Annotated in this window: 21 protein-coding genes; 8 read left to right on the top strand and 13 right to left on the bottom strand. The window is 46.6% G+C overall.

The genetic code is table 11. From position 1 onward, the window contains the following. Nucleotides 1-16 precede the first annotated feature (16 nt). Together AC1DXC_RS08970 and AC1DXC_RS08965 are read left to right on the top strand one after the other, a co-directional pair. A complete protein-coding gene (locus AC1DXC_RS08970) occupies nt 17-1,174 on the top strand; it encodes a M28 family metallopeptidase (RefSeq protein WP_477458809.1) in 1,158 nt (385 codons plus the stop codon). Between the two features lie 26 nt (nt 1,175-1,200). Next, nucleotides 1,201-1,896, top strand: coding sequence for a lysostaphin resistance A-like protein (locus tag AC1DXC_RS08965; RefSeq protein ID WP_477458808.1), 696 nt, complete (start codon nt 1,201-1,203; stop codon nt 1,894-1,896). A 358-nt stretch (nt 1,897-2,254) separates the two neighbouring features. Here the strand turns inward: AC1DXC_RS08965 and AC1DXC_RS08960 are convergent, their stop codons facing one another. From AC1DXC_RS08960 to AC1DXC_RS08905, 12 genes are all read right to left on the bottom strand, one after another. Then, nucleotides 2,255-4,006, bottom strand: a complete 1,752-nt coding sequence (locus tag AC1DXC_RS08960; RefSeq protein ID WP_477458807.1) for a HAMP domain-containing sensor histidine kinase — start codon at nt 4,004-4,006, stop codon at nt 2,255-2,257. Then, nucleotides 4,003-5,130, bottom strand: coding sequence for a sensor protein KdpD (locus AC1DXC_RS08955; RefSeq protein WP_477458806.1), 1,128 nt, complete (start codon nt 5,128-5,130; stop codon nt 4,003-4,005). The genes AC1DXC_RS08960 and AC1DXC_RS08955 overlap by 4 nt, the downstream gene beginning before the upstream one ends. A 141-nt stretch (nt 5,131-5,271) precedes the next feature. Beyond that, entirely contained in the window at nt 5,272-5,844 is a 573-nt protein-coding gene (locus AC1DXC_RS08950; RefSeq protein ID WP_477458805.1) for a K(+)-transporting ATPase subunit C, read from the bottom strand. Between the two features lie 18 nt (nt 5,845-5,862). Beyond that, complete coding sequence (gene kdpB / locus AC1DXC_RS08945) at nt 5,863-7,896, bottom strand: potassium-transporting ATPase subunit KdpB (protein ID WP_477458804.1); 2,034 nt, start codon at nt 7,894-7,896, stop codon at nt 5,863-5,865. Nucleotides 7,897-7,904: 8 nt separating this feature from the next. Next, nucleotides 7,905-9,623: a potassium-transporting ATPase subunit KdpA gene (kdpA, locus tag AC1DXC_RS08940; RefSeq protein ID WP_477458803.1), complete on the bottom strand. Its 1,719-nt coding sequence runs from the start codon at nt 9,621-9,623 to the stop codon at nt 7,905-7,907. Nucleotides 9,624-9,635: 12 nt separating this feature from the next. After that, the gene (locus AC1DXC_RS08935; protein WP_078346467.1) at nt 9,636-9,713 is read right to left on the bottom strand and encodes a potassium-transporting ATPase subunit F; all 78 of its coding nucleotides are present in this window, start codon (nt 9,711-9,713) and stop codon (nt 9,636-9,638) included. A 258-nt stretch (nt 9,714-9,971) separates the two neighbouring features. Then, nucleotides 9,972-11,945 carry a KUP/HAK/KT family potassium transporter gene (locus AC1DXC_RS08930; RefSeq protein ID WP_477458802.1) on the bottom strand — a complete coding sequence of 658 codons (1,974 nt, stop codon included), beginning with the start codon at nt 11,943-11,945 and terminating at the stop codon, nt 9,972-9,974. 451 nt (nt 11,946-12,396) lie between these two features. Continuing rightward, nucleotides 12,397-13,734, bottom strand: a complete 1,338-nt coding sequence (locus AC1DXC_RS08925) for a sigma-54-dependent transcriptional regulator (protein ID WP_477458801.1) — start codon at nt 13,732-13,734, stop codon at nt 12,397-12,399. Between the two features lie 155 nt (nt 13,735-13,889). Continuing rightward, entirely contained in the window at nt 13,890-15,002 is a 1,113-nt protein-coding gene (locus tag AC1DXC_RS08920) for an SGNH/GDSL hydrolase family protein (RefSeq protein ID WP_477458800.1), read from the bottom strand. Between the two features lie 130 nt (nt 15,003-15,132). Then, the gene (locus AC1DXC_RS08915) at nt 15,133-15,783 is read right to left on the bottom strand and encodes a response regulator (protein WP_477458799.1); all 651 of its coding nucleotides are present in this window, start codon (nt 15,781-15,783) and stop codon (nt 15,133-15,135) included. A 6-nt stretch (nt 15,784-15,789) separates the two neighbouring features. Next, nucleotides 15,790-16,569, bottom strand: coding sequence for a sensor histidine kinase (locus AC1DXC_RS08910; protein ID WP_477458798.1), 780 nt, complete (start codon nt 16,567-16,569; stop codon nt 15,790-15,792). 697 nt (nt 16,570-17,266) lie between these two features. Further along, a complete protein-coding gene (locus AC1DXC_RS08905; RefSeq protein ID WP_477458797.1) occupies nt 17,267-17,623 on the bottom strand; it encodes a hypothetical protein in 357 nt (118 codons plus the stop codon). Nucleotides 17,624-17,853: 230 nt separating this feature from the next. Between AC1DXC_RS08905 and AC1DXC_RS08900 the strand changes: the two genes are divergently transcribed. The 3 genes from AC1DXC_RS08900 (at nt 17,854) to AC1DXC_RS08890 (ending at nt 19,737) form a co-directional block, all read left to right on the top strand. Further along, entirely contained in the window at nt 17,854-18,276 is a 423-nt protein-coding gene (locus AC1DXC_RS08900; protein WP_477458796.1) for a hypothetical protein, read from the top strand. Nucleotides 18,277-18,366: 90 nt separating this feature from the next. Next, nucleotides 18,367-19,446, top strand: coding sequence for a M4 family metallopeptidase (locus AC1DXC_RS08895; RefSeq protein ID WP_477458795.1), 1,080 nt, complete (start codon nt 18,367-18,369; stop codon nt 19,444-19,446). A 6-nt stretch (nt 19,447-19,452) separates the two neighbouring features. Further along, nucleotides 19,453-19,737 carry a hypothetical protein gene (locus AC1DXC_RS08890; protein ID WP_477458794.1) on the top strand — a complete coding sequence of 95 codons (285 nt, stop codon included), beginning with the start codon at nt 19,453-19,455 and terminating at the stop codon, nt 19,735-19,737. Nucleotides 19,738-19,814: 77 nt separating this feature from the next. On the opposite strand, the gene AC1DXC_RS08885 is transcribed toward AC1DXC_RS08890, so the two are convergent. Then, entirely contained in the window at nt 19,815-20,843 is a 1,029-nt protein-coding gene (locus AC1DXC_RS08885) for a helix-turn-helix transcriptional regulator (RefSeq protein ID WP_477458793.1), read from the bottom strand. Nucleotides 20,844-21,061: 218 nt separating this feature from the next. Between AC1DXC_RS08885 and AC1DXC_RS08880 the strand changes: the two genes are divergently transcribed. From AC1DXC_RS08880 to AC1DXC_RS08870, 3 genes are all read left to right on the top strand, one after another. Then, complete coding sequence (locus AC1DXC_RS08880; protein ID WP_477458792.1) at nt 21,062-22,564, top strand: RtcB family protein; 1,503 nt, start codon at nt 21,062-21,064, stop codon at nt 22,562-22,564. A 461-nt stretch (nt 22,565-23,025) separates the two neighbouring features. Further along, nucleotides 23,026-24,114, top strand: coding sequence for a hypothetical protein (locus AC1DXC_RS08875; RefSeq protein ID WP_477458791.1), 1,089 nt, complete (start codon nt 23,026-23,028; stop codon nt 24,112-24,114). A gap of 101 nt (nt 24,115-24,215) precedes the next feature. After that, nucleotides 24,216-24,896 (top strand): HEPN domain-containing protein, encoded by a 681-nt coding sequence (locus AC1DXC_RS08870; RefSeq protein WP_477458790.1) that lies wholly within the window; start codon nt 24,216-24,218, stop codon nt 24,894-24,896. Nucleotides 24,897-25,040: the final 144 nt, after the last annotated feature.

Raw genomic sequence — 25,040 nt, 5'->3', positions numbered from 1 at the left:
GCATAAACCGAACCTGATGAAACTTAAACTAAGCCTTATACTACTGCTTGCATGCCAGCTGGGCCGTGCGCAGGATATCAAATTTGCCCGTAAGATGGTCGACACCCTCACCTCGCCCTACTTTTGGGGGCGTGGTTATACCAACAACGGCATGGGCAAAGCGGCAGATTTTATTGCCGGCGAACTGAAAAGCTACGGGTTAAAACCCATGGCCAGCAAAACGTACCTGCAGGAATTCAGCTACCCGGTAAACACTTTCCCAGGCAAGATGGAAGTAGCTATTAATGGCGTGGCTTTGGTGCCGGGCAGGGATTTCATCGTTAGCCCGGATAGCCGTGGTGTTACCGGCGAAGGTAAGCTGGTGCAGCAGGATAGCACCCACTTCGTTGATGCGGCGAACCGCATTATGGTAACACTGGAGAGCAAGCTCACCTGGTCGGCAGAGCAAACGGTGCTGGATTATACGGTAATACAATTAGACAAGAAACTACAAAGCACCCTGCCGAAAACCATCAAAATTGATATCGAGAATACGTTCAACCCATCATTCAAGGCGGCGAATATCTGCGCTATGGTAAAGGGCACTTCCATGCCCGATTCGGTCATCGTTTTCACCGCCCATTACGACCACCTGGGTGGCATGGGCAGCAAAACCTATTTTCCCGGCGCCAATGATAATGCCAGCGGCGTAACCCAGGTGCTTAGCCTGGCCCGGTATTATGGCAAGCACCCGCAGCCCTATACCATGGCTTTCATTTTTTTTGCGGGCGAAGAAGCGGGACTGCTAGGCTCCAAACATTTTACCGAAAACCCCTTGATAGACCTGAAGAACATCCGCTTTCTGGTGAACCTGGATCTGGAAGGCACCGGCATAGAAGGGATAACGGTGGTGAACGCATCAGTGTTCCCCAAGGAGTTTGCCTTGCTTAAACACGTAAACGAAAAAGGGAATTACCTGGTGAAAGTAAACTCACGCGGCAAAGCCGCCAATAGCGACCATTACTTTTTTAGCGAGAAAGGCGTGCCCGCATTTTTTATGTACACCCTCGGCGGCATAAAAGCCTACCACGATATTTACGACATCAGCGCCACCCTGCCGCTGAACGAATACGAAGACCTGTTCAACCTTTTGCTGAAATTCAACGAGGGGTTGATGGGGAAGACTGCGCAATAAAACAATTCACAATATACAAGCCCGCCATGCTCTTAACCTCCGTAAAAAGCAACACGCAACGCTCCCTGGTTACCCGTGGGCTGATTTTAACGATGCTGCTTTTCTTTGCCATAGCGCAGATCAACCATATCATCATCTCGTTAACGGGGATGAAGGAATGGTCGGCAGGGATGTTTGGTATATCAAGGTGCCTGTACTGGCTCTGGCTGGGCTGTATCTACCTGTACGTAACGCGCGTAGAAAAACAGCCTTTGCTGCTGTGGCCGGAGAAAAGCTACGGCCCTGTTTTTTACCTTGCATCCGTACCCGGCATCATCTTTACGCTGGGCATCGGTAACGTCGCCATTACTTATGCGCTGTATTTTGCGGGCCTGTACAAAACAAACGAGGCCGTTTTAGGGCTCGGGCAATTCAGCCTGTTGCTGAAAATATTCATATCCCTCACGGCGGGGATCGTAGAAGAGCTGGTGATGCGGGGCTACCTGATGCCCCGGCTGCAATTATTCTTCAAAAAATGGTATTGGCCCGTTGTCGTATCGTCGGTTTTGTTCGGCATTGCGCATGCCCGCTGGGGCACGCTGGCCAATGTGCTGGTGCCCATGTTTATCGGTTTTATATTTGCCCTCCATTATCAAAAATACCGCAACATCAGGGTACTCATATTTTGCCACTTTGCATGGGATATGGTCAGCTTGATGATGCTGCCGCATGGTGTCAAATAGGTCTCGCGGTACCATACAAGGCAACCACAAGCATTGGTTGATTGTCCTACTGCGCAGGGTCCTCTATCGAGAGACCCTGCGAAAACATAAAGCGTTCCCATGGAACGCACTTTTATATCTTACTTTTTTCTACCCATAAGGTATCCCGAAGGGATACACATTTACCTTCTTCGTCCCTTCGGGACGGCTTATGGGTAGGAAACATGCAAACCATCGATTTTACGTTCCATCGGAACGTTTTATGGTATTAAGTATGCAGTAGCGACTTTTTTTAAGCGTAGTATTTTAATGGGTTAACTTTAGAAGCCCCTGCGGCAGCATCCATGGCCTATCGACCATTGACTATAGACTATCCCCCTCACACCGGCAAACTAAAGTAAAACCTGCTCCCCTCGCCTAACTCGCTTTCTACGCCGATGGTGCCGCCTTGTGCATTGATGAAATCTTTGGAGATGGCCAAGCCCAGGCCCGAGCCGGATTTGTTCTGCCCATCTGTAGGTACCTGGAAGTAACGATCGAACAGGCGTTTTTGGTAGGCTTCGTCTATACCTCTGCCGAAATCTTTTACCGAGAACTCTACCTTGCCGTGCTTCGCAGCCACCTGTATCACGATTTTAGATTTTTCCGCACTGTAGCGTAAAGCGTTAGACAGAAAATTCACCAGTACCCAGGCTGTTTTTTCGATATCTACATGCACATCGGGCAGGGTATGGTCGTGCACTATCTCCAGCTCTACCTTCTTTTGCTCTGCCTGGAATTTGATGGATGTGATGGCGTACTCCACAATCTTCATTGGGCTAACGGGTACAAAGTTCAACTGGATATTGCCCGTTTCTACCTGCGATAGCTCAAGCAATTCGCTGGTTATCTTCAGCAAGCGGTCGCTATCGTCTTTTATGTGGGCAATCAGTTGGTGCTGTTCGTTGTTCATGGCGCCAACGCGCTCGTCGTTCAGCAGCTTCAGGCTCATTTTAATGGACGCGATAGGCGTTTTAAGCTCGTGCGAAATGGTGGCTATGAAATTGGTTTTGGCTTCGTCGCGTTCTTTGAATTCGGTAATATTTTTGAGGATATACACCGTGCCAGCCGGGCGGTTGGCTATCTGCAATACATCCGGTCCGTGGTTGATATTGGGCACCGATATACTGCTGCTCTGCAACTGGAAGTAGGCTTCTCTCCCATCCAGCACAATCTTGAAAGGCTTTGCGGGGGCATCATCACCTATGATGGACCTGAACAAGTCGTTGCCTTTGGTGAGTGCTTCTGTATTTTTGCCGATTACCTTATCATCGTTTATGTTGAGCGCTTTGCGCGCTGCATCATTCATAAAGAGTATTTCCTGCTTTTCGTTCACCCCTATGATGGCATCCTGCATCTGTTCTATGATGGCTTCTATCCGGCGTTTCTCGGATATTACGGTGGCCAGGTTACTATTTTCCCACTCGTTCAATTGTGCAGCCATGGAGTTAAAGGCATTGGCGACTTCGGCAAATTCGTCATCTTTCTCGAAGTGGATACGTGTGGCATAATTCTTCTGCCCAATCTCGCGGATACCTGCCAGCAGTGCCCGCAAGGGATTGGCAATAAAGCCAGGGAAATTGACGCTGAAACTGAACAGCACCATGAAGGAGAAACTGGCCACCAAACCCAGGATAAGCGTGGCGTCATCCACCGTTTTTCGTGCCTGGGCATCTTTGCGAACGATCGCCTGCATATTCAGTTCCTCTATTTTGCCAAGGCCTGCAAATATCTTATGGTAGGCCGCCCCTATCACATTGATATCGCTGCTTAGGTGCGACAATTTATATGCCGTGAACCCCGCGCGCAGGGTCACGGTGGCTGCCTTTTCGTTCGGCTCGGTGATGTTGTGCTCCTGTAAGGACAGATACTTCTCGAACTTCCGTTCGCCGGCCGTATCGGCATTAATGCCTCCGTTATCGAGCAACAGCCGCATCTGCCGCACAAAGTTCAGCGACTCGTAATTGTTCTTGAGTATGGCCTTCGAGTTCTCCGAAATATCGCGGATGTAGAACAAAGCGGTAGCGCCGAAAAACAGCACCACTACAAACAAAAAGCCGAAGCCCAGGCGGAGTTTAGTTTTTACTTTCATGATAATATGACCAAATCGGTCTCTGTTGCTGCAATTTTGTTGAGTAATTCGTTAAATATAGTCGTTCTTAATATCACCTGCCACAAATTTAAATGAGGCTTACCTATGCAGATGGTGGTAACCTCTTTCTCTTCTGCTACTTGCATAATGGTTTTGGTAACGTTGTCGCTTTTTATTTTGATGAGTTCGGCACCAAGTTCGGTGGCCAGTTTAAAATTATTGATAAGATGACGCTGTTTATCCAGTTTGATCTTATCCAGGCTTTCGTTGCTGCTTTGTACATATAGCACTATCCAGGGCGAGCGGTAATACGATGCCAACCGCGCTGTTTTGCGAATCACAATTTTAGCCGTTTCGGCATTGGACGAAATGCAGGCCAGGAACTTTTCGGGTCGCAGTTTAATCTGCTTAGGCACCTCTACATTTATCTTTCGTTCCAGGTGGTGGGCAACTTCCTTTAAAGCGATCTCGCGCAATTGCAATATCTTTTCGTTACGGAAAAAGTTTTGCAATGCAGTTGCCACCTTGGTTTTATCGTATATCTTGCCTTCCTTTAGGCGGCTAATAAGTTCATCGGCGGTAAGATCGATATTCACGATCTCATCTGCTAGTTCCAGCACCTTATCGGGCACGCGCTCGGTAATGGCAATGCCGGTGATGGATTCTATTTCCTCGTTCAGGCTTTCGAGGTGCTGTATGTTGACTGCAGTAATCACGCTGATTCCCGCCTCCAAAACATCCTTTACGTCCTGCCAGCGCTTGCTGTTTTTGCTGCCCTCGATGTTGCTGTGGGCAAGTTCATCTACTATGACCACTTCGGGGTGGCGGTTGAGGATGCCCTGCAGGTCCATTTCTTCGAGCTCTTTGCCTTTGTAAAATGTTTTTCGTCGGGCGATATAAGGCACACCAGCCAGCAGGGCGTGCGTTTCGGGCCTGTTGTGGGTTTCGATGTAGCCAATCTGGATATCGATGCCGTTTTTGAGCAGGGCATGCGCCTCCTGCAGCATACGGTAAGTTTTGCCCACGCCGGCACTCATGCCGATGTAGATCTTCAGCTTGCCGCGCCTGCTATCCTTCAACAGTTCGATGAAGTTTTTTACGGAGTCGTCTTTCTGGTCTGACATGTTACTATTTTTTTAACCGCAAAGAGCGCAAAGATCTGCATGGTAGTTAGCGCAAAGGGAAAAGCTTGTCAAACTTCTTAAAAACCTTTGCGCGCTTTGCGTTTTTTCTTTGTGCTCTTTGCGGTAAAACTTTTCAGTTAGTTATTTTGATGATTTTGCCAATTCATCTAAAGCTACGTTCAATTTCAATACATTCACTTTTGCCGGGCCGAACAAGCCTAACAATGGTCCTTCGGTATGGGCGGCAACCAGGTCGGTAACTTGTTGTACGGTTAAGCCACGCACATCAGCAACCCGTTTGATTTGGATCTTGGCAGCCAAAGGCGAAATATCCGGGTCGAGGCCACTGCCTGATGCAGTTACCATTTCGGCAGGGATATCGCTGCGTTTTAAATACGGGTGGTATTTTAGCAGGGTATCTATGCGGCTTGCCACATCTTTCAGATAATCGGGGTTGCTTGGGCCTTTGTTGCTACCCGCAGAACCTGCTGCATTATAACCCACTGCCGATGGCCTGCCCCAGAAATATTTTTGCTGGGTAAAGCTTTGGCCCTCGTTGGCATAGCCAACTACTTTGCCGTTCACAACAATGGTTTCGCCATCACCTTTGCCTTTGGACAGTTTACCGGCAAAGGAAATAAACACGGGATATACTACGCACAGCAGCACAATGAGTACCAGCGTTAAGCGTATGGATGTCATTAAATTTTTCATTGTCTTATTAATTATTAATTAGAAGAATAGGGAAATAAGTAAGTCGATTAATTTGATACCGATAAATGGCGCAATAACACCACCCAAACCGTATATCAATAGGTTACGGCGAAGCAATGCGCTGGCACCGATTGGTTTATACTCTACACCCTTCAAAGCCAATGGTATCAGCATCGGGATGATGATGGCGTTGAAGATCACAGCCGAAAGTATCGCACTTTCCGGACTATGCAGATGCATGATATTGATGGCTTGCAAGGCAGGGATAGAAGCGATAAACAAAGCCGGAACGATGGCGAAGTATTTAGCCACATCGTTTGCGATAGAGAAGGTAGTTAGCGTACCGCGGGTGATGAGCAACTGCTTGCCTATCTCCACGATCTCGATCAGCTTGGTTGGGTCGTTATCTAAATCCACCATGTTACCGGCCTCTTTGGCGGCCTGTGTACCGCTGTTCATGGCCACGCCTACGTCGGCCTGGGCCAGTGCCGGGGCATCGTTGGTACCGTCGCCCATCATGGCTACCAGGCGGCCGCTGGCCTGCTCGGCTTTGATGTAGTTCATTTTATCTTCGGGCTTGGCCTCGGCAATAAAATCATCCACGCCGGCTTTTTCGGCAATAAATTTGGCGGTTAGCGGGTTATCGCCGGTTACCATTACAGTTTTGATACCCATTTTACGCAGGCGCTCAAAACGTTCGGCAATGCCGGGCTTGATAATGTCCTGCAATTCTATAGTACCTAAAACCTTTTCGTTTTGCGATACCACCAGCGGCGTACCACCGTTTGATGCGATTGCTTTTACACGTTCTTCCACATCGGCAGGTACTTTGTTTCCGGCCTTTAAGGTTAGGTTACGTATGGAATCGAAAGCACCTTTACGGATACGCAGGCCTTCCTTGGTATCGATACCGCTCGAACGGGTTTCGGCAGTAAACTTGATGAACTCTGCACCTGCGGGGGCAGTTGTAGCAATGTTCATTTTACTTTGCCCGGCCAGTTCTACAATAGACTTACCTTCGGGGGTTTCATCAGCTAATGATGATAATACCGCAGCCTTTACCAGATCATCCGGCAATACATCAACAGCGGGCCAAAAATGAGTGGCCTTACGGTTACCGATGGTGATGGTACCGGTTTTATCCAGCAGCAATACGTCGATATCGCCGGCAGTTTCTACCGCTTTACCCGATTTGGTGATCACGTTGGCACGCAGCGCCCTGTCCATCCCCGCAATACCGATGGCCGATAAAAGGCCACCGATAGTTGTGGGTATCAAACAAACGAAAAGAGAAATTAGAGCAGCTATAGTGATAGGGGTATTTGCATAATCGGCAAAGGGTTTCAGCGTAACGCATACGATGATGAATATCAGCGTAAAGCTGGCCAGCAGGATAGTCAAGGCTATCTCGTTTGGCGTTTTCTGGCGCGATGCACCTTCTACCAGTGCAATCATCTTATCCAAGAAGCTTTCGCCCGGCTCGGTCGTTACGATTACTTTAATGTTATCAGATAACACCTTGGTACCGCCTGTAACGGATGATTTATCCCCGCCTGCCTCCCGGATAACCGGGGCAGATTCGCCGGTGATGGCCGACTCATCTATCGTAGCTAAACCTTCGATGATCTCTCCATCAGTCGGGATAGTATCGCCGGTTTCGCAAACGAACACATCGCCTTTACGTAGTTCGTTTGATGATTTAGTTATTACGCTGCCATCCTTCAGCAAAACTTTAGCAGGTGTTTCTTCGCGGGTTTTGCGGAGGCTGTCGGCTTGTGCTTTACCACGGGCTTCGGCAATGGCCTCGGCAAAGTTGGCAAACAACAGCGTAAGAAACAGCACAATGAAGATGATAAGGTTATAAGCAAATGAACCCTGGCCGGCGTGCAGGAAGCTGTAAACGCACATATAGGCCATAATTACGGTACCTACCTCTACGGTAAACATTACCGGGTTGCGCAGCATTACCTTGGGGTTCAGCTTTATAAACGACTCTTTCAGTGCAGTTTGCACCAGAGCCGGTTCGAACAATTTATTTGATTTGGTTGTCATGATTCAGATTATTTAACCATTGAAAAGTACTCTGCAATTGGGCCAAGGGCCAGTGCAGGGAAATATGATAATGCGTTAAGTACCAATATTACAGCGAAGGTCATCAGGCCGAAGGTTATGGTATCGGTTTTTAATGTACCTGCCGATTCGGGGATGAATTTCTTTTTGGCGAGCAAGCCTGCAATGGCTACCGGACCAATGATTGGCAGGAACCTGCCCAGTATCATCAATACGCCAGTGCTTACGTTCCAGAAGATGTTGTTATCGCCTAAGCCTTCAAAGCCGGAGCCGTTGTTGGCGTTGGATGACGTCATCTCGTAAAGCATTTCGCTAAAACCGTGGTAGCTTGGGTTATTCAACCAGGCCGATGGTTTAACCGCCCAATCGGCATTGCCGTGGTTGGTGAAAACAAAGGCTGCAATCGCTGTACCGGCCATTATCAGGAACGGACTAAGCAGGGTAATCAGCGCAGCTATCTTCACCTCCCGCGCTTCCACCTTGTGGCCGAGGAATTCCGGGGTTCGCCCCACCATCAAACCGGAGATAAACACCGCGATAATGAGGTATATAAAGTAGTTGAGCACACCCACGCCGCAACCACCGAAGAAACCGTTGATCATCATGCCCAGCAGCTGCCATAAGCCGGTAAGCGGCATGGTGCTATCGTGCATACCGTTAACAGAACCTGTAGATACGATGGTGGTAAAAGTACTCCAGTAAGCGGTAGCGATTGGTCCGAACCGAACCTCTTTGCCTTCCATGGCGCCGGTTGGTTGCGAGATGCCCATTTTGGCAATGGCAGAGTTGCCACCCGTTTCGCTGCTAATACTCGGGATGAGGAGCATTAAGGCACCTATCATCATTACCCCGAAGATTACCCAGCCCAATTTTTTACGGCCGAGAAAGAACCCGAAGCAAAGCACCATCGCTATAGGGATGATCATCTGCGATACAATTTCGGTGATGTTGGTTAAATAGCTAGGATTTTCCAGCGGGTGTGCCGAGTTAGCACCAAACCAGCCGCCACCATTTGTACCTAAGTGTTTAATGGCAATCATTTGTGCGGCAGGCCCGCGGGATACGTGAACAGTATCGCCTTGTAAAGAGATAAACTGGTCTTTGCCGGCATAGCTGCTTGGCGTACCGTTAAAGGTTAATATCAAGGCTACTACTACCGATAATGGCAACAGCAAACGGGTGATGGCTTTTACAAAATAGTTCCAGAAGTTGCCCAGGTTAGTAGTTGTCTTATCGCGGAAGGCTTTAAAGAAAGCAACCGCGCAGGCAATACCAGTGGCCGCGCTCACAAAGTGCAAAAACATAAATATAAAGTGCTGTACCAGATAGCTGGCACCGCTTTCGCCGCTGTAGTGCTGTAAGTTACAGTTTACCACAAAGCTGATGATGGTATTGAAGGACAAGTCGGCCGTCATGCCGGGATTCCCATCGGGATTAAGGGGCAGTTTATCCTGGTACATCAAAACAAAAAAGCCGTACACCAGCCAAAGCATGTTGATGCACATCATGGCTTTCAGGAACTGTTTCCAGTCCATAGGCTCATTAGGATTGATGCCCGATAGTTTATAGATGCCGTTTTCGATGGGTTTCATAAAATCGGTCCATACTTTTTCGCCGGCAAACATTTTTGCCAGGTACTTGCCCAATGGGATGCCGATAACCAGCATCAGCACAAAGGAGACCGCGATTCCTAAAAATTCTGTGTTCATTGCGTTAGGGGATTAAAAGTTTTCGGGTTTAAGCAGTACGTATACCATGTATAAGAAAACTGCGATGGAGATGATGAATAATGCTATCATGGCTTGTTAGATTTTTTCGAACCAGTCGATTGATTTAAAAATTACCCAGCTTAACAAAAGCAGGGAGAGGAAAAGGATTATGGTTATCATCGTATTATTATTTTCATCACCTATGCCAATACCAATACCACATTTTTATATTTTTTTATAATTATTTGATAATTAACAACTTATGATAATTTACCTCGTAAATAAAAACGCTGTATAACAAAAAACCCTTCCATTTTGGAAGGGTTGCTTATCATAAGAGAAAAAAAATTATGCCTGGCCTGAAGGCGCTATCTTCTTGAGGTTAAAGTACGACACCGGGCTCACCACCAATGGTATCTTTTCTACCCTGGTTTCGCTGGTATCCAGCCCGAAAGCCTTGGCATCAGATTGCGCCAAACGTTTGATAGCAAAGTAGCTATTCAGAATAAATCCTTCTTTAGCGCTGAACTCATTTTCGTACGAGAGGAATTTCTCCATCAGCACAAACTGGAAATCGGCCGCCAGGTGGTATTGTTTTAGGGATGGGTAGCGGCTGGTGATATCCAAGTGTTTATTGGCCACCATCTCCTGCACCACCTTGCGGAACAGTACATTGATGCGCGGTTGTATCCTGAAACCGAGGCGGAACTCCACCCGAATAACCTTGTCATCTTTTAACTCCTCCACGCTGTATTCCATCGTAAAAGGCTCGTCGGTACGTTCGATGTGTAGGAACCAGTAAACATCGGCTCTCTTTGGCTTACGGCTAAGGATAGAGTAGATAATCTTTTGCTCTATCTGCTTGCTGTTATTGGCCTTGGTGAGGTAGATGAGGTGCGTAGAGAATTTAGATATAGTGGTATCCTCGCTCAAGGCAGTAAGTACGGGGAGTTGTTCCGCCAGGTCTACAAAACTCAGGAACCTGTTGTTGATCTTCCTGGCCCTGAACCAGATGTACATAGTGAATATCAGCCCTACTTCAAAGCCAACGAAGAATAGCCGCTTCACGATTTTAATGGCGTTGGCCACGAAGAATGAGAATTCAACGGTGAGGAACATGCACAGGATTATAGTAACCAGCCACACCGGCCAGTGCTTTACATAGCGCATAAAGTAATACATGAGTATGGTGGTCATCAGCATGGCTATAGTGATGGAAAAGCCGTAAGCAGCCGTCATGGCCTCAGATGTTTTAAAGTAAAGGCTTACCAGTATACAGCCAATACAAAGCAACCAGTTAATACTGGGGATATAAATTTGGCCCCGGATATTGGATGGGTATTTCACGGTGATGCGTGGCCAGAAATTCATACTGATGGCTTCGCTGATCAACGTAAATGAGCCGCTGATGAGCGCCTGACTGGCAATTATGGTGGCCAGGGTAGCAATAACCACCGCCGGGATGATAAAGCCATGTGGCACGATTGCAAAAAACGGGTTTACACTATCTACAATATGGGGGTTGGCCTGCCTAAGTACCCAGGCGCCCTGACCAAGGTAGTTAAGCAGCAAGGTAGTTTTTACAAAAATCCAGCTCACCTGGATATTTTTACGGCCGCAGTGGCCCAAATCGGAGTACAAGGCCTCGGCACCTGTAGTACATAGGAACACCGCACCCAATAGCCAAAAACCATTGGGGTGTTCTACCAGCAAATCGAACGCATAAACAGGATTGAAAGCTTTAAATATAATAGGGTATTGCGCAATCTGCACAAACCCCAGCCCGCCCAGCATCAGAAACCAAACCAGCATTATAGGCCCGAAAGCCGCACCCACTACATTGGTACCAAACTGCTGAAAGAAGAACAGTAATATAATAATGATGATTACAATAATGAGTATAATGGTGCTGCCCGGGATAATAACATGTGATAATGCCGGCACCAACCCCAACCCTTCGATAGCCGAGGTTACCGATATAGGCGGCGTAATGATGCCATCGGCCAGTAAAGTACCCGCACCTATGATAGCCGGGATAGCCAGCCATTTGCCGTAGCGCCTCACCAGCGCAAAAAGGGAGAATATACCGCCTTCGCCTCTATTATCAGCCTGTAAGGTGATAAAGATGTATTTAAAAGTAGTTTGCAGGGTGAGCGTCCAAAAAACGCAGGAGATAGCGCCAAGCACCATAAATTCATCAGCGCGACCGCCTTCTTTCAATATGGTTTGCAAAGCGTATAAAGGCGAAGTACCTATATCGCCAAAAATGATACCGAGGGTAACCAGAACGCCGCCGGCAGTAAGTTTACGTGCATGGCTCATATGGCGAAAATCTTAAGGGTTAATATAAGGTTAGTATTAACCGATGGCGAGTAATGGCAATAGTTTGGGGTTAAAGGGTATTTATTCATGCCCAGCGGCTAACAACCAGCATACCAAAATGAAAAAAATGCCTATACGCGCTAAAAAGGCACTTTTACAATAACCTATCGTATTAAACCCTACCAAAATGGAAGGGTGTGTTTTCATTTCGGGGTAGAGGTTTATCGTTTTGGGGTGGGGTTTGTTGTTTTGGGGTGGCTGGTTTGTGTGGCTGTCGATTTTACCGCGGAGTGCTCAGAGAAGGCGCAGAGGATCCACAGAGCTTGTCCGCCTCAAGATTGAGTTAACACGAATTAAAATTATTGAAACGAATTTCACGAATGCCACACAGGTGACCAGGACGAAGCTAAAAATTAGTGTAATTCGATTGAATTCGCGAAATTCGTGTTCATCATTTCTCCAATTCATACTCATCAATCTTACGGTATAAAGTAGTTAAGCCGATGCCAAGCAAGCGGGCTGTTTCGGTTTTATTGCCTTTGGTATAATGGAGTATTTTGTTGATGTGATGTTTTTCGATAGATGAGAGCGCAAATGATGAGGGGGCGTTCTCTGCATGATCGTAAAAATCGAGCGGCAACAGGTCGGCAGTGAGCGTCGGGCCGTCGCAGATGATTACTGCACGTTCGATGATGTTCTTCAGTTCGCGAATATTCCCTTTCCAGTTATGTTTCTCCAGTCCGGCTAAAAACTCGGGGCTCATATCGTTTATCTTCTGCCCTACTTTTCGTGTGTATTCTTTTAGATAATGCTTTGCCAACAAGCCTATATCGTCGCGGCGCTCGTTAAGCGATGGCAGCAATATCTGGAAAACTGAAAGTCGGTAAAACAAATCCTCTCTAAAATTGCCTTTGGCTATCTCGCCTTCCAGTTTGCGGTTGGTGGCAGCAATAATGCGCACGTTTACTTTGGTGGTTTTGGTATCACCCACTTTAATGAATTCGCCCTGTTCAATTACTCTCAGGATCTTGGCCTGCAGGTTGATATCCATCTCGCCTATTTCATCCAAAAACATCGTTCCGCCGTCGGCTTCTTCAAACAGGCCTTTCTTTTCTTTTAATGCGCCGGTAAAGGCACCCGCCTTGTGGCCGAACAGCTCACTCTCCAGTAGTTCCTTGCTAAATGAGCTACAGTTTACGGCCACAAAATTCTCAGTTTTACGTTTGCTGTTATAATGGATAGCATGGGCGAAAACCTCTTTACCTGTACCTGTTTCGCCGAGCAATAATACAGTAGTATCAGTAACAGAAACTTTTTTGGCGAGCTCGATTGCGGCGTTAATGGCTTTAGAATGCCCTACGATACCTTCGAAAGTAAACTGTTTTACGATTTTGTTTTGCAGGTTATGCACCTGTAGTTGCAGGTGTGCTTTATCCATAGCGCGGGCAAGCATGGGGAGAATTTTGTCGTTATCGTCGCCTTTGGTAATGTAATCGAACGCGCCGTTTTTGATGGAAAGCACACCATCGGCAATGGTGCCAAATGCTGTTAGGTTTATCACCTCAACATAGGGCTGCTTTTCTTTTATCTGTTTTACCAGTTCCACGCCGTTTACATCGGGCAGTTTTACATCGCTTATTACTACCTGTATCTCTTCCTGAGCTAAAATCTTCAGTCCCTCCTTCCCTGTAAACGCCTGGAAAACCTTATAGCCCTCCAGTTCGATGATGCGGGTTAAAAGGCCGTTTAGCTTTTTTTCGTCATCAATAATCAATATGTTTTGTTGCATGGTACAATGTGTAAAACAGCGTGCGCCCCAAACTTATGCCAAGTTTTTTTATTTACAGGCCTGACGCATAAAATTAGCTTAAATTACGGGGAACGCAATAAGCATCACCTGTCATAATAACATGCTTTTTTTCAAAATGGGGTAGCTTACTGCTGCTATTTTTCGAGCAGTCCTTTAAAAAACGGCGTAAGCTGTTCGGCTAAAATGGCATGATCTTCTACGCTGGGATGCGTGCTGCAGCCGCGTGGATCCATCGGCTCGAAGAAAAACGTAGCCACCGGTTTATCGCCGGGGTATAAGGCATCTACGTTTTTGGCGATGGCGGTTAAGCAATCTTGCAGGATTACGCGCTTCTCCCCTTTTATCATCGGGCTGCTCAGCAAAGCTATGCGGGCTTTTGGGTATTTGGATTTCACTAATTGTATGAACTTCACGAAACTGCTTCGGAACACCGCCGTATCCAGTGGCTTCCTCGGAGTTTTGCCATCGCCGTTGCTGAAATCGTTGGTGCCGAGGGCTATGCTCACTACTTTGGGGCTGTAGGTTTTAAAATTCCATTTCTTGCTCCCGTTCACCTGGAAATCTACCTTCTCGTACACCTGCGGCATCGATGGGCCATCCATATTCCAGGTGCGGTAAATGCCTATCCCACTTACACTACTCAGCATAAAATTGGTATTGAGAGCCCTCGCCACCCTCGGGCCGTAGGCCATATACGCGTTATGCTGATCGTGATACTGGCCCGTACCGCAGGGCACGTCAGATGCATCTGCCGCGGCGCCACAGGTAATGCTGTTGCCAATAAATTCAATCATGGGCAATTCGGGTGCCGTCAATGGTTTTATATCCTTTGCAGCAATCCTGTCTACTATAATGGGGCCGGTATGTGCTTCGGTGGCTTTATATATCCAAATGGTATGCTTGCCCTCTCCTGCTGCGGTAATTACGGTGGGCTCGCCTACGCTGCCTTCTACGCGCACCCTTTTTTGGTACACGCCATCCAGTTCGTATTGAATATAACTGTGGGTGTTAGGGTCGTTAAGGCCTACGTATAGCTCGCATTTGCTGCCGCTGAACGTAAAGCCGAAATGCACGGCCGAACTGATCAGTTCTAACTGGCCGCTACTGTTGAACAGATACCGGCCCACAGGTTTTAGTTGCTTTGCCTTCAACACGCCAGGTTCGCCGACTATGGGGTGTGCGTACCCTGGAAGATTTAAAAACAGGGAAATGAACGCCAGGATATAAAAGCATTTGCGGATGGCCATAAGCGGGTATTATTGGTTTATAATACAATAATACAAAAGTTAGGATTGGCCCGCACGGTTTGCGCGTTATTTGGTATTAATTGCAAAAAAAGTATAATGAACGATTCAGCAGGCCTATAATGTTCCTGAATCAGTAACTGGTTACGATTTGGTTTTTGATGGCATACATGGCCAACCCAACGCGGCTTTTTAGATTCAATTTCTCGCATAAATTGTCGCGGTAGCCCTCTACGGTGCGTGCGCTCAGGAACATCTTATCGGCAATCTCTTTGTAAGTAAGCTCGGTGCAGATGTATTTTAGCAATTCAAGCTCCCGTTCCGATAAGTTGGCGAAGGTGCCGGAATTTCCCCTGGTCTCGGTAAGTAAGCCTACCGAGCGCATCACCTTGCGGGTTACAAGCTCGTTATAAAAATAACCGCGGCTCATCACTTCCTCAAAAGCCATCCTTAGTTCGGCCGGTTCGGCATCTTTAAGTACATAGCCGCAAGCGCCACTTTTTATCATTTTGATGATGGCGGCCTCGGCATCCATAGTGCTCAAGGCGAGCACTTTAACGGCAGGGTGGTTATTGCGCAGCCAGGCCGTAGTTGCGTAGCCATCCATCACCGGCATATTGATATCCATCAGCACGATATCGGGCAGGCTGGCAGGCGTTAGCTGCCTGATTAAATCCTGGCCGTGCGAGGCATCGTGCGTAACCTTATAACCGGGAAAAAGTTCTATCAGCACCTTTAGGCTCCTGCGGAAAAGCACATGATCATCTACTATAGCTATGTTCATCTGTTATTAATTGTATGGCATGGTAATGCCAATGGTTGTACCCTCATCTATCCCGCTCCTTATTTCGGCCTGGCCACCAATTACTATGGCGCGGCTCATGATATTCTGCAAGCCGAGGCCTTTTCCGGCCCCCGCCAAAATGCAGGGATCAAAGCCTTTTCCATTATCGCTGATTTGGATTGTTAGTTCCTCATCGTAAAAATGAATAGCAATCTTAATCTGCGTAGCGCCGGAGTGCTTGATGATATTCTGGCAACTCTCCTGCACCATGCGGAAGAGGATGAGTTTCTTTTCGTTTTGTACGGGCTTCTCGCCGCCTTGTGTAAGCAATGTACCAGCAACAATGCCGGTGGTGTCTATCCTCCGCAGTTCCTGGGCAGCCATCTCTACCAGCGAGAGCGATTGTATATGCCCGGTGCTAAGGCTTTTTGCAATGTCGCGTAAATCATTCATGGCCTTGCCCGCGTTTGCTTTGGCCTCGGTAAGCAGCGTTTTATCTAATATCTCTTTCTGCTCTATAATGTTCAGCTGCACTTTTAGCAAGCTAAGGGTTTGCCCTACGCTATCGTGTATCTCCATGCTGATGGCGTTGAAGCTCTCCTCCTGCATCTCCAGCCGTGAGCGCAGCAATTGTTCGTTGAAGTTGGCTTTCATCAGTTCCCGCTCGGTAATGTATTTGTTGCTTTTGTTGCGCTGCAATAAAAGCACGTACAGCATAAAGCAAGTAAGCGCAACAATAAGCACCGTTACAAAACAAATGGCCAGCATCAAATCGCTATCCCGCATTCTTTCTTACGTAAAAACCAATAGTGAACAACGAATATTCGATAACGCTTAACACGGTTGCTAACAAAAGGTAGATGTGGCCGCCTTTGTCCGTTCCACTCTTGAGGATATAGCTAAATAAGCACATGTACAAAAACATACCGCCGATGGATATCATAATACCTGTCGATATCCAAAACATTGGCGTTTTTGAGAAACTGATAAACTCATCGGCCTGAAGTAACTCTGCCAGGTACAAAAGGCAGTAACATAACACCACGAATTCGCTCACACTGCGCGAGATATAGCTATAAAGAAAAAAATGGTTCACAAAAAATATCTGATATAAACAAAACACCATAAAAATTACTGAGCTGTATATCACCACCTTTTTAAACAAGGCCCTGGTTATAACCTGATAATACATATACGCATAAAAAGCATATTCAACAATAATATAGCAATTGAAAATAAAGTGATTGCTGCCCCCGTGGCTTACCCAGGAATACAAATATCCTGCAATTTGGATAACGAACGTAAACAGCAAAAACCAAGTAAAAAGCCAGAGCCGCGCGGGCCCGGGCTTTTTATTAAATATTATTGAAACGAAAAGCGCAATTAAAAGCGATACTGACCCTATGATAACATTTAGCATTCACAATAATACATTGTTTAGCTGTATGTTGCATATCAAATATTTCAATAATACTAGAAAATATTATGGGCAGGCGGGCGGGCAAAGCGGTATAACATCGCCGGGCGCACCTTCAAAGCTAGTTAATAAAATGGTAGAGTGATTGGTTAACACATCTTTGGAATCGAAGGTGGTTGGGGTGGCATTACCTCGCGTGGCAACTAACATTACCGTGTTTTGGCCCGGGCAGGGCTGTTCATCATCTTTATAGCGGCCGAAGTATATCCGTACGCCATTGCCGTTGTTCTGGCTTACCAGCGTCACTAACTCCACCAGGCTCACCCACCCGGAGATGGTTTTGTTGGATGGGGCCAATGTTTCGTAATTGTCTTTGAGTTCGTTAAATCGCTCGAGACCGATGGGCAGTAAAGGGATTGACATTGTTTTAAGTGTTTAATTGTGAATAAAGGGTTAATTATCTAAATATAAATTATTTTATTGTCTGCTGTGCAAGTTGCGCCTATTAAATATTATTTATAAGCGTATTAGCCCCCGTTTCACCACCGTATAAATACGCCATCCAAAATGCGTAAGTCCACGCTTCGTCTCAGCCGGCTCCTACGGTAATTTTGGGTATAGCACGCAACATTAAACCCTTAATACAAATCATTATGTCATTACAAATTATTACCAGATCGATGGTGAAAAACGGTTTTGTTCCACCGAAGGCGCTTCCCACCCAACCCGACCCGTACCAAGACCGGCTTTTAAAGCTTATACCTGCCGAAGTGGTATCGGTGTATCTCGCCGTATCGGTGCTCTTACCCGGCCCCACCACTTCAATGCAGGACGATGCGCACGCGGGGTTGCGAATAGGTGCTTTTGTCATATTGCTGGTGGCAAACTTTTTTATAAAACGCAAAGGAGGCGTTACCGATTCGACGCAGCTTATCATCACCAGCCTGGCATTTATTATCTGGGTGATTTCGCTCGGCGGGCCGGTAAAGTTCCATATCGGGACGGAGGAATCGACCCTCGTCGGGGCCGTACTGACGCCTTTATTTACCCTGCTTGCCCCGGTGTTATATAATTAATAACCTACATTTTTCATTACCCTTAAACTTATCATCATGTGTACACACCATTACTGCCGTAACTCTTTACATTGCATTATACCGCCATATATGATGGCGAAGCTCATTTCGCAAACGGATGCAACACATTCGCTTCTGGCAACGAATATCGGCGGCTTAGCGCTCGACGATGAAATACGCGGCAGGCGCCAAACCTTCTCTAAACTAAATAACGAACATAAGCTGGTTTTAGCAGGTTTGCTTTTTGAAAAAAACACCTTAGGCAATGCGCCTGTTTCAACCGCCATTATCGCGGCACAAGGCAACACTGCAACTCTAAATCGCCTGGTGTACGATGCCGGGCACGCCGAGACATTGCCGGGCAACCTTGTAAGAAGCGAGGGCGACCCACCCGTGGGCGATGCGGACCTGGACAACGTTTATGACAACGCCGGTGCCGTGTGGGATTTTTACAACTCGCAATTTGGCCGTAATTCTATCGACAACCAGGGCATGGCGATAATACAAACGGCCCATTTCGGCAGTGGGTATCAAAATGCATTTTGGGACGGCAAACAGATGATTTACGGCGATGGCGATGGCAACATATTCGATTCGTTTGCCTTGGATATAGATATTGCCGGGCACGAGATGACGCACGGCGTGGTACAGTATGAATGCAACCTGGATTACATAAACCAAAGCGGTGCCTTAAACGAATCGCTGGCAGATATATTCGGCATAATGATTAAGCAAAAAGTGCTCAACCAGGATGTTATAGAATCCAACTGGCTCATTGGAGAAAATACCCTTCGCGGCGATAACTATGCGATACGATCTTTAAAAGCTCCCGGGACGGCTTATATAAACCACCCCGACCTTGGCGACGATCCGCAACCCGCGCACATGAGCAATTACTTTCAGGGCAGATTTGATAACGGAGGTGTGCACCTAAACTCGGGCATACCAAACCATGCTTTCTATTTAGCTGCATTTAACATTGGCGGTTACGCATGGGATAAAGCCGGCCAGATTTGGTACAACGCTATGTGTAACAAAACACTGGTGCCAACTAACGCCACTTTTGCTGATTTTAAGAACGCAACAATAGAAGAATCGTCCAAGCTTTACGGAAGCAACAGTACCACTACGCTGGCGGTGGTAAACGCTTGGAATAGCGTGGGTGTTTAATTAGATTTGTTTATGAAACTTAAGTTGATCCAAAGCGGAGGCTTTGTAGGGAGGGAGAAAACAGCAGAAGAGGATATCTCCTCTCATCCGCCCCTTGTAATGCAAGCACTAAAAGATTTCTTTGATGCTAAAGATGCTACCGGCATTGATAACAATGTTACAAGCAGCCGCGATGCATTTGCGTACAGCGTTGAATATGATAACAAAATTGTTCCGGCAAAGGAATTGACTGCGCAAAAACCCGAACTTAAGGGCATTATTGATAAATTAATGGGCGAATTAAAATATTAACCCCGCCTCCTCCATTCCAACCAGGCCGTCCCATTTACGTGGAACGGCCTGTTTGTTTATACAAGGCAATAAAGCCATCACCCCTCCTTCTCCGGCGCTTTATAATAATTAACGGCCTGGTGCAATTGTTCCCTTATCCGTTTGATCAAGGGCCGGGGGCCAAGCACACGCAACCTGGCGCCGAAGCCAAGCAACTCGCGCTCCAGCTCGAAATTCAATATTACGCGTATGCTGAAAATTTTGCCCACGCCATCATCGCGCAGCACCTTTTGGGTATGGTGTAGGGGTTTGGTAATTACGTAAGGCGCGTCCTTGTTATCCATCCAGAATACCACTTCGCAATCTTGCTGCCCCGGCGATTTGGTAACGCCGATGGCATCGTTATAGTAAGTGGCGAAATCGATGGTGGTATTTTCGCGGTAGGGCTCCTGGTGTTCGGTAATGTCCTGCAACCTATCCAGCGCTAAATTGAGCAACATGCCCCTCCCCTGGTGCGACACGCCAAGCACGAACCAGCGGTTGCGGTACTCCTTCAGCAAATAAGCACTGAAGCAAAAGCTGTTAGCCTGCCGGGCTCTGAATGACTGGTACGTAACGCAGATAGCCTTTTTGGCTACGATGGCCTTGCGGATTACCTCTATCCACTCCAGCCCTTTCAGGTTATCGTTCTTCTCAAAATCGATTACCGGCGCGCTGTGGGTTTTCTGTGAGTATATTTTATCCTCCAGCTTGCTCACCATCTCGTTCAGGTCGGTAAAGTGGTTGAAGCCTTTGAACTGCTTCAGCAGGTCCGACACTTCGCTCAGCACCTGCATATCCTGCTGGTTAATAGGGCTATTGGTGATGCTGTAGTCCTTATCGCTGTAGGTGTAGTACTTCCGGTCGATGACTACGATGGGTGCCTCGTAGCCTAGTTTGTTGCTGCGCATCATCTCCATATCGGCCTGCACGGTGCGGCGGCTTACGCCGGTATCTATGCCCTGATATTCATAGATGGCCTCGCCGCAGGCCTCTATGAGGTTCTCCAGCGTCCATTTACGGCGGCGGTTCTGCAGGCATTGGTCGATGGTGCGGTAGCGGATGAGGGCGTTGCGGTTGACGGGCACTTTAATTAATTATTGAATGAGTGAATTATTTGACCTTACTCTTCACACTATATTGTCTGAACTCGAATCGGGGGGAATTATTTGAATGAACAGAATGATACTCGTGTGCTCAGATTCTGCCAATTCAATAAATTCCTTAAAATTCGAGTTCAGACGAATTTATCAAAATATTTTCTACTGCGCAAATACATTGCGCAGTAGCTGTATTACTTTGTATCATGAAAAGGGAAACAACCGCCCCAAACCTGTTCCATGAAGGCGCAGCGGGGCTGAAAGAAAAAGTATCCAACAACGAATTAAAAGCACTAGGCATCAACGACGTTGATGTACTGGTCAACTTTAGCCGCGTGGCCAACGGCTTGTTGAAGCACGGCGTGATGGATAAAACCCAGATACTGGCCAATCTGGAGGCCCTGATAGACGACCCGATGCCCTACGCCCTTAAAAAAGACGGCAAGTTCAAAAACCTGGCCGAAGACGTTATCGCCCTGCGCAAGGAGGGCCGTTTCGTGAAGCAGCAGCGCAGCGTGTTCGAGTTGAAGAAGGAGTTGGCAGATTTCCCGGTATGGGGACTGGAAAATATAGAGATTGGTGCGCTTACGCAGATGAAAACCGCCATGCAACTGCCCATTACGGTTGCCGGCGCGCTGATGCCCGATGCGCACCAGGGCTACGGCCTGCCCATCGGCGGGGTGCTGGCCACTACGGCCAATACCATTATCCCTTTTGCCGTGGGCGTGGATATCGCCTGCCGGATGTGCCTCAGCATTTTCCACCTGCCTGCGGTGACGGTGGATACCGAAACCGACCTGCTGAAGGGTCTGTTGCTGGAGCACACCAACTTCGGCATTGGCGGTACCACCAAAGCCTACCACGACAGCTCGCTGTTCGATAGCAAAACATGGAACGAAACCAAGGTGATACGTAACCTGAAGGATAAGGCCTACGCGCAGCTGGGTACCAGCGGCACCGGCAACCATTTTGTGGAATGGGGCGAACTTACCCTCGCCGAAGGCGCGTTGGATGGTATCCCCGCGGACGAATACCTGGCGCTGCTCTCCCACTCCGGCTCGCGCGGGTTTGGCGGCAACGTGGCCGACTACTACAGCAAAATTGCCATGACCAAAACCAAGCTGCCGCCCGAAGCCAAGCACCTGGCCTGGCTGGATCTGGATAAGGACGAAGGACAGGAATACTGGATTGCCATGAACCTGGCCGGCGAATACGCCAGCGCCAACCACCACGAGATACACAACAAAATTGCGCGTGCCCTGGGTATTACGCCGCTTACCCGTATAGAGAACCACCACAATTTTGCCTGGCGCGAGCAGTTGGCCGATGGTACCGAAGTGATGGTACACCGTAAAGGCGCCACCCCGGCCGGCGAAGGCGTGCTGGGTATTATCCCCGGCAGCATGAGCACCCCCGGCTTTTTGGTGCGCGGTAAAGGCAATGCCGCCAGCATCAACTCGGCCAGCCACGGTGCGGGCCGTGCCATGAGCCGTAGCGCAGCGTTTAGGACGCTGGACGCAGCCGCCATTGCCGCAAACCTGGTTGATAAACGCATCACCCTGATGGGCAGCGATATGGACGAGGCCCCGATGGCTTACAAGGATATCCACACTGTAATGGCCGCACAGGAAGGTTTGGTAGAAGTGCTGGCTAAGTTTGAGCCGAGGATTGTGAGGATGGCAGATGCGAAGGAAAGGCCGGAGGATTAGGTTCAGTTGGCGGTGGGCAGTTGGCAGTTTGCTGAGGGTGGCTAAAATCCTCTCCCTGTGGACGGCGCGCGGGGTCATCCTAAGCTTGCCGAAGGAGCGCGCAAAGGCATGGAGGGGTTAACGCCGACGCTGCCAGGTGTCCCAATTTGAATGTGGAACACCTATTTTTAAATAAGTACTGACTATCAAATAGTTGCAGTTTTTTGTGGAACACTTTGGAACACCCCCATTGTTGAGATAACTTATATAAGTATTTAACTAATAACTACTTATATAAATTGGGAAATAAATTAAAAATCGGGGGTGGAACAGTTAATCCTGCTATGGATTTATACTTGGGTTTGGGAAAGCAGGGATTGTGGTGCGTTGGTTGGGCTCTGCCCCGCTATTCAATTCAAGCTATCGGGTTTAAGTAGGTGGATGCTTTAAAAATCAAATAAGAAATTAACGTAAATTGTCACATGTTAGAAATTATTAAAAATGACAAAGTTGCTTTACCTAAAAAGCATCACGAAGCAAATAATGTCCTGGCACACGTCTATGATTTATTAACAGAAGTCTTTGCTGACGAATATTATTCGACTCTTAAAAAGACTAATGTTAATTTTCACGGTCAAGAGGAATTAAAAAATGCTTTTGTCGATAAAAAAATTGACGTTTTAGATATTTTAAAAGCGCATAAGAAAAATGACGAGCTCGTAGAGGTACTAACAAAACATTTGACTCTCGGAATATTGAACGACATGATAAACTTCCTTTACGAAGCAATAAATATTGCAAAAAAAGGGAAGATGCCTGTTGCCTATGCTTTATTGAGAAAACCATTTACAGACGAATTATTAATTTTAGAACAATTACTTGTTGATAAAGAAGATTTTATTAACCGATTTTATCATGAGGGAGATATAAAAAAGTATGACCCAAGTGATAGTGGTTTAGACAAAAAAACAATCATTAGGTCTGCAGTTTCCTGTATAAATATTAACGTAATGTACGATGCCGATTTTATCTATAAACTGAGATATGATAAAGAGATGAATGCAGGAATTAATGGCATCACCAATCAAGCACTTCATGTTGTAACGGGCCATTCCAAATACCGTACTGCTAATCAAAATCTAAATTTTGTTTTTTCAAATGAAGATGATACGAATACCCAATGGGAGCATTTTTACACCGCCGTACCGATGTTGCTGATGTACACAACCTCTGTAGCAGATAAAATTCTTTTTCAATATATTGATGATTTTGAAAACAGACTATTTTATAAAAATTTGAAACGGGTACTGGCTTACTTAATGGTATATTCAAAGTCGTCACCCAAAAAAACCAAAATTTTCTATAGAGAATTGGGCAAATGTTTTACAAATGAATGTACGATTTGCAAAAACAAAAATGAACTTGTCCAAGCTGACTTTGGCTTATTCTTCTATCAGGGAATCTTTTTGTGCTCAAATTGCTTTAATCCAATAATGTTTGACAATGATGTTTTGGACAAGGTTAATGAACTTCTGTTTGGAAAAGAGGCGCGACCAAGTGGCGATGTTTAACGTAATTTAAACCGCCAAATTTATAAAGTAAGTCATGAGTACAATGCGCTCTTTCCCAACGCTGAATACTAGCGTAAAGTTGAGAAAAATCAAACTCCTATATGAAAACAATAAATAATTCATCATCAGAAACAGCATTTTCATTTATAGAACTTGCTTTTCGTGATTACATCGCCGCACGATTTTTAATAAATAATGGCCTTCTGTTACAAGGTTTAACACTTGCCAGTACCACCGTTGAAAAGTACATCAAAGTAGTACTAATACTTAATGGCAAAACAAAAAAAGAGATGAAAGTCCACTTAAATAATATAGACAAACTAAAAAAAGAACTTGCAGACTGTTATTATGATGTTACAAAACTGATAGACTCTCGGTTCTTAGATATTCTCGGTAAAGTGTACACTATTCGTTATTACGACGACATCATCACCCCGATAACGATAGGCTTATTTATAAATCAATTTTTAGGAGAACTTGATTACGTAGTAAATATGTTTGAAACACAAGTTATCACCGACGTCAAGAGAGCAAATGGTGAAATTGTTAGGACTGGATATAAGCGCGCTATAGACGAAAAAGACCCTGCGCTCTTCGAGGGTAATTACATTTTAAACGGTTTAAATAAAAAAGACCATATGGAAAAACCAGATACTGGCTATGCAATTAACATACGCCCTGAAAGTCTTGTATCGGGTGAGATTGAAGTTATTGGCCAGAATGTAACAAATAAATATAATGGGCAAATTGCATTTATTGACATCAAATTTAACAACCTATAGGCCGCGTCTGCACTTGCGGCCCTCAAGTTGGCGTGAGTATCCGGGCTTGGTTTAAGCGGTGGGCTACTAGTGCCAGGCGTGCAAATTAGGCGGTATTGTATATTAACCGAAGCTGATAAAGAAAGTGAGTACGCCCCACTTTTT

The sequence above is a fragment of the Mucilaginibacter sp. P2_D11 genome (genome assembly GCF_056404435.1).
This window is presented reverse-complemented; position numbering and strand designations above follow the sequence as displayed.

Bases quoted from the DNA above. Each gene is read 5' to 3' on its own strand.
- AC1DXC_RS08970 (WP_477458809.1), top strand. From the start codon at position 17: ATGAAACTTAAACTAAGCCTTATACTACTGCTTGCATGCCAGCTGGGC.
- AC1DXC_RS08965 (WP_477458808.1), top strand. From the start codon at position 1,201: ATGCTCTTAACCTCCGTAAAAAGCAACACGCAACGCTCCCTGGTTACC.
- AC1DXC_RS08960 (WP_477458807.1), bottom strand. From the start codon at position 4,006: ATGAAAGTAAAAACTAAACTCCGCCTGGGCTTCGGCTTTTTGTTTGTA.
- AC1DXC_RS08955 (WP_477458806.1), bottom strand. From the start codon at position 5,130: ATGTCAGACCAGAAAGACGACTCCGTAAAAAACTTCATCGAACTGTTG.
- AC1DXC_RS08950 (WP_477458805.1), bottom strand. From the start codon at position 5,844: ATGAAAAATTTAATGACATCCATACGCTTAACGCTGGTACTCATTGTG.
- kdpB (WP_477458804.1), bottom strand. From the start codon at position 7,896: ATGACAACCAAATCAAATAAATTGTTCGAACCGGCTCTGGTGCAAACT.
- kdpA (WP_477458803.1), bottom strand. From the start codon at position 9,623: ATGAACACAGAATTTTTAGGAATCGCGGTCTCCTTTGTGCTGATGCTG.
- AC1DXC_RS08935 (WP_078346467.1), bottom strand. From the start codon at position 9,713: ATGATAGCATTATTCATCATCTCCATCGCAGTTTTCTTATACATGGTA.
- AC1DXC_RS08930 (WP_477458802.1), bottom strand. From the start codon at position 11,945: ATGAGCCATGCACGTAAACTTACTGCCGGCGGCGTTCTGGTTACCCTC.
- AC1DXC_RS08925 (WP_477458801.1), bottom strand. From the start codon at position 13,734: ATGCAACAAAACATATTGATTATTGATGACGAAAAAAAGCTAAACGGC.
- AC1DXC_RS08920 (WP_477458800.1), bottom strand. From the start codon at position 15,002: ATGGCCATCCGCAAATGCTTTTATATCCTGGCGTTCATTTCCCTGTTT.
- AC1DXC_RS08915 (WP_477458799.1), bottom strand. From the start codon at position 15,783: ATGAACATAGCTATAGTAGATGATCATGTGCTTTTCCGCAGGAGCCTA.
- AC1DXC_RS08910 (WP_477458798.1), bottom strand. From the start codon at position 16,569: ATGCGGGATAGCGATTTGATGCTGGCCATTTGTTTTGTAACGGTGCTT.
- AC1DXC_RS08905 (WP_477458797.1), bottom strand. From the start codon at position 17,623: ATGTCAATCCCTTTACTGCCCATCGGTCTCGAGCGATTTAACGAACTC.
- AC1DXC_RS08900 (WP_477458796.1), top strand. From the start codon at position 17,854: ATGTCATTACAAATTATTACCAGATCGATGGTGAAAAACGGTTTTGTT.
- AC1DXC_RS08895 (WP_477458795.1), top strand. From the start codon at position 18,367: ATGATGGCGAAGCTCATTTCGCAAACGGATGCAACACATTCGCTTCTG.
- AC1DXC_RS08880 (WP_477458792.1), top strand. From the start codon at position 21,062: ATGAAAAGGGAAACAACCGCCCCAAACCTGTTCCATGAAGGCGCAGCG.
- AC1DXC_RS08875 (WP_477458791.1), top strand. From the start codon at position 23,026: ATGTTAGAAATTATTAAAAATGACAAAGTTGCTTTACCTAAAAAGCAT.
- AC1DXC_RS08870 (WP_477458790.1), top strand. From the start codon at position 24,216: ATGAAAACAATAAATAATTCATCATCAGAAACAGCATTTTCATTTATA.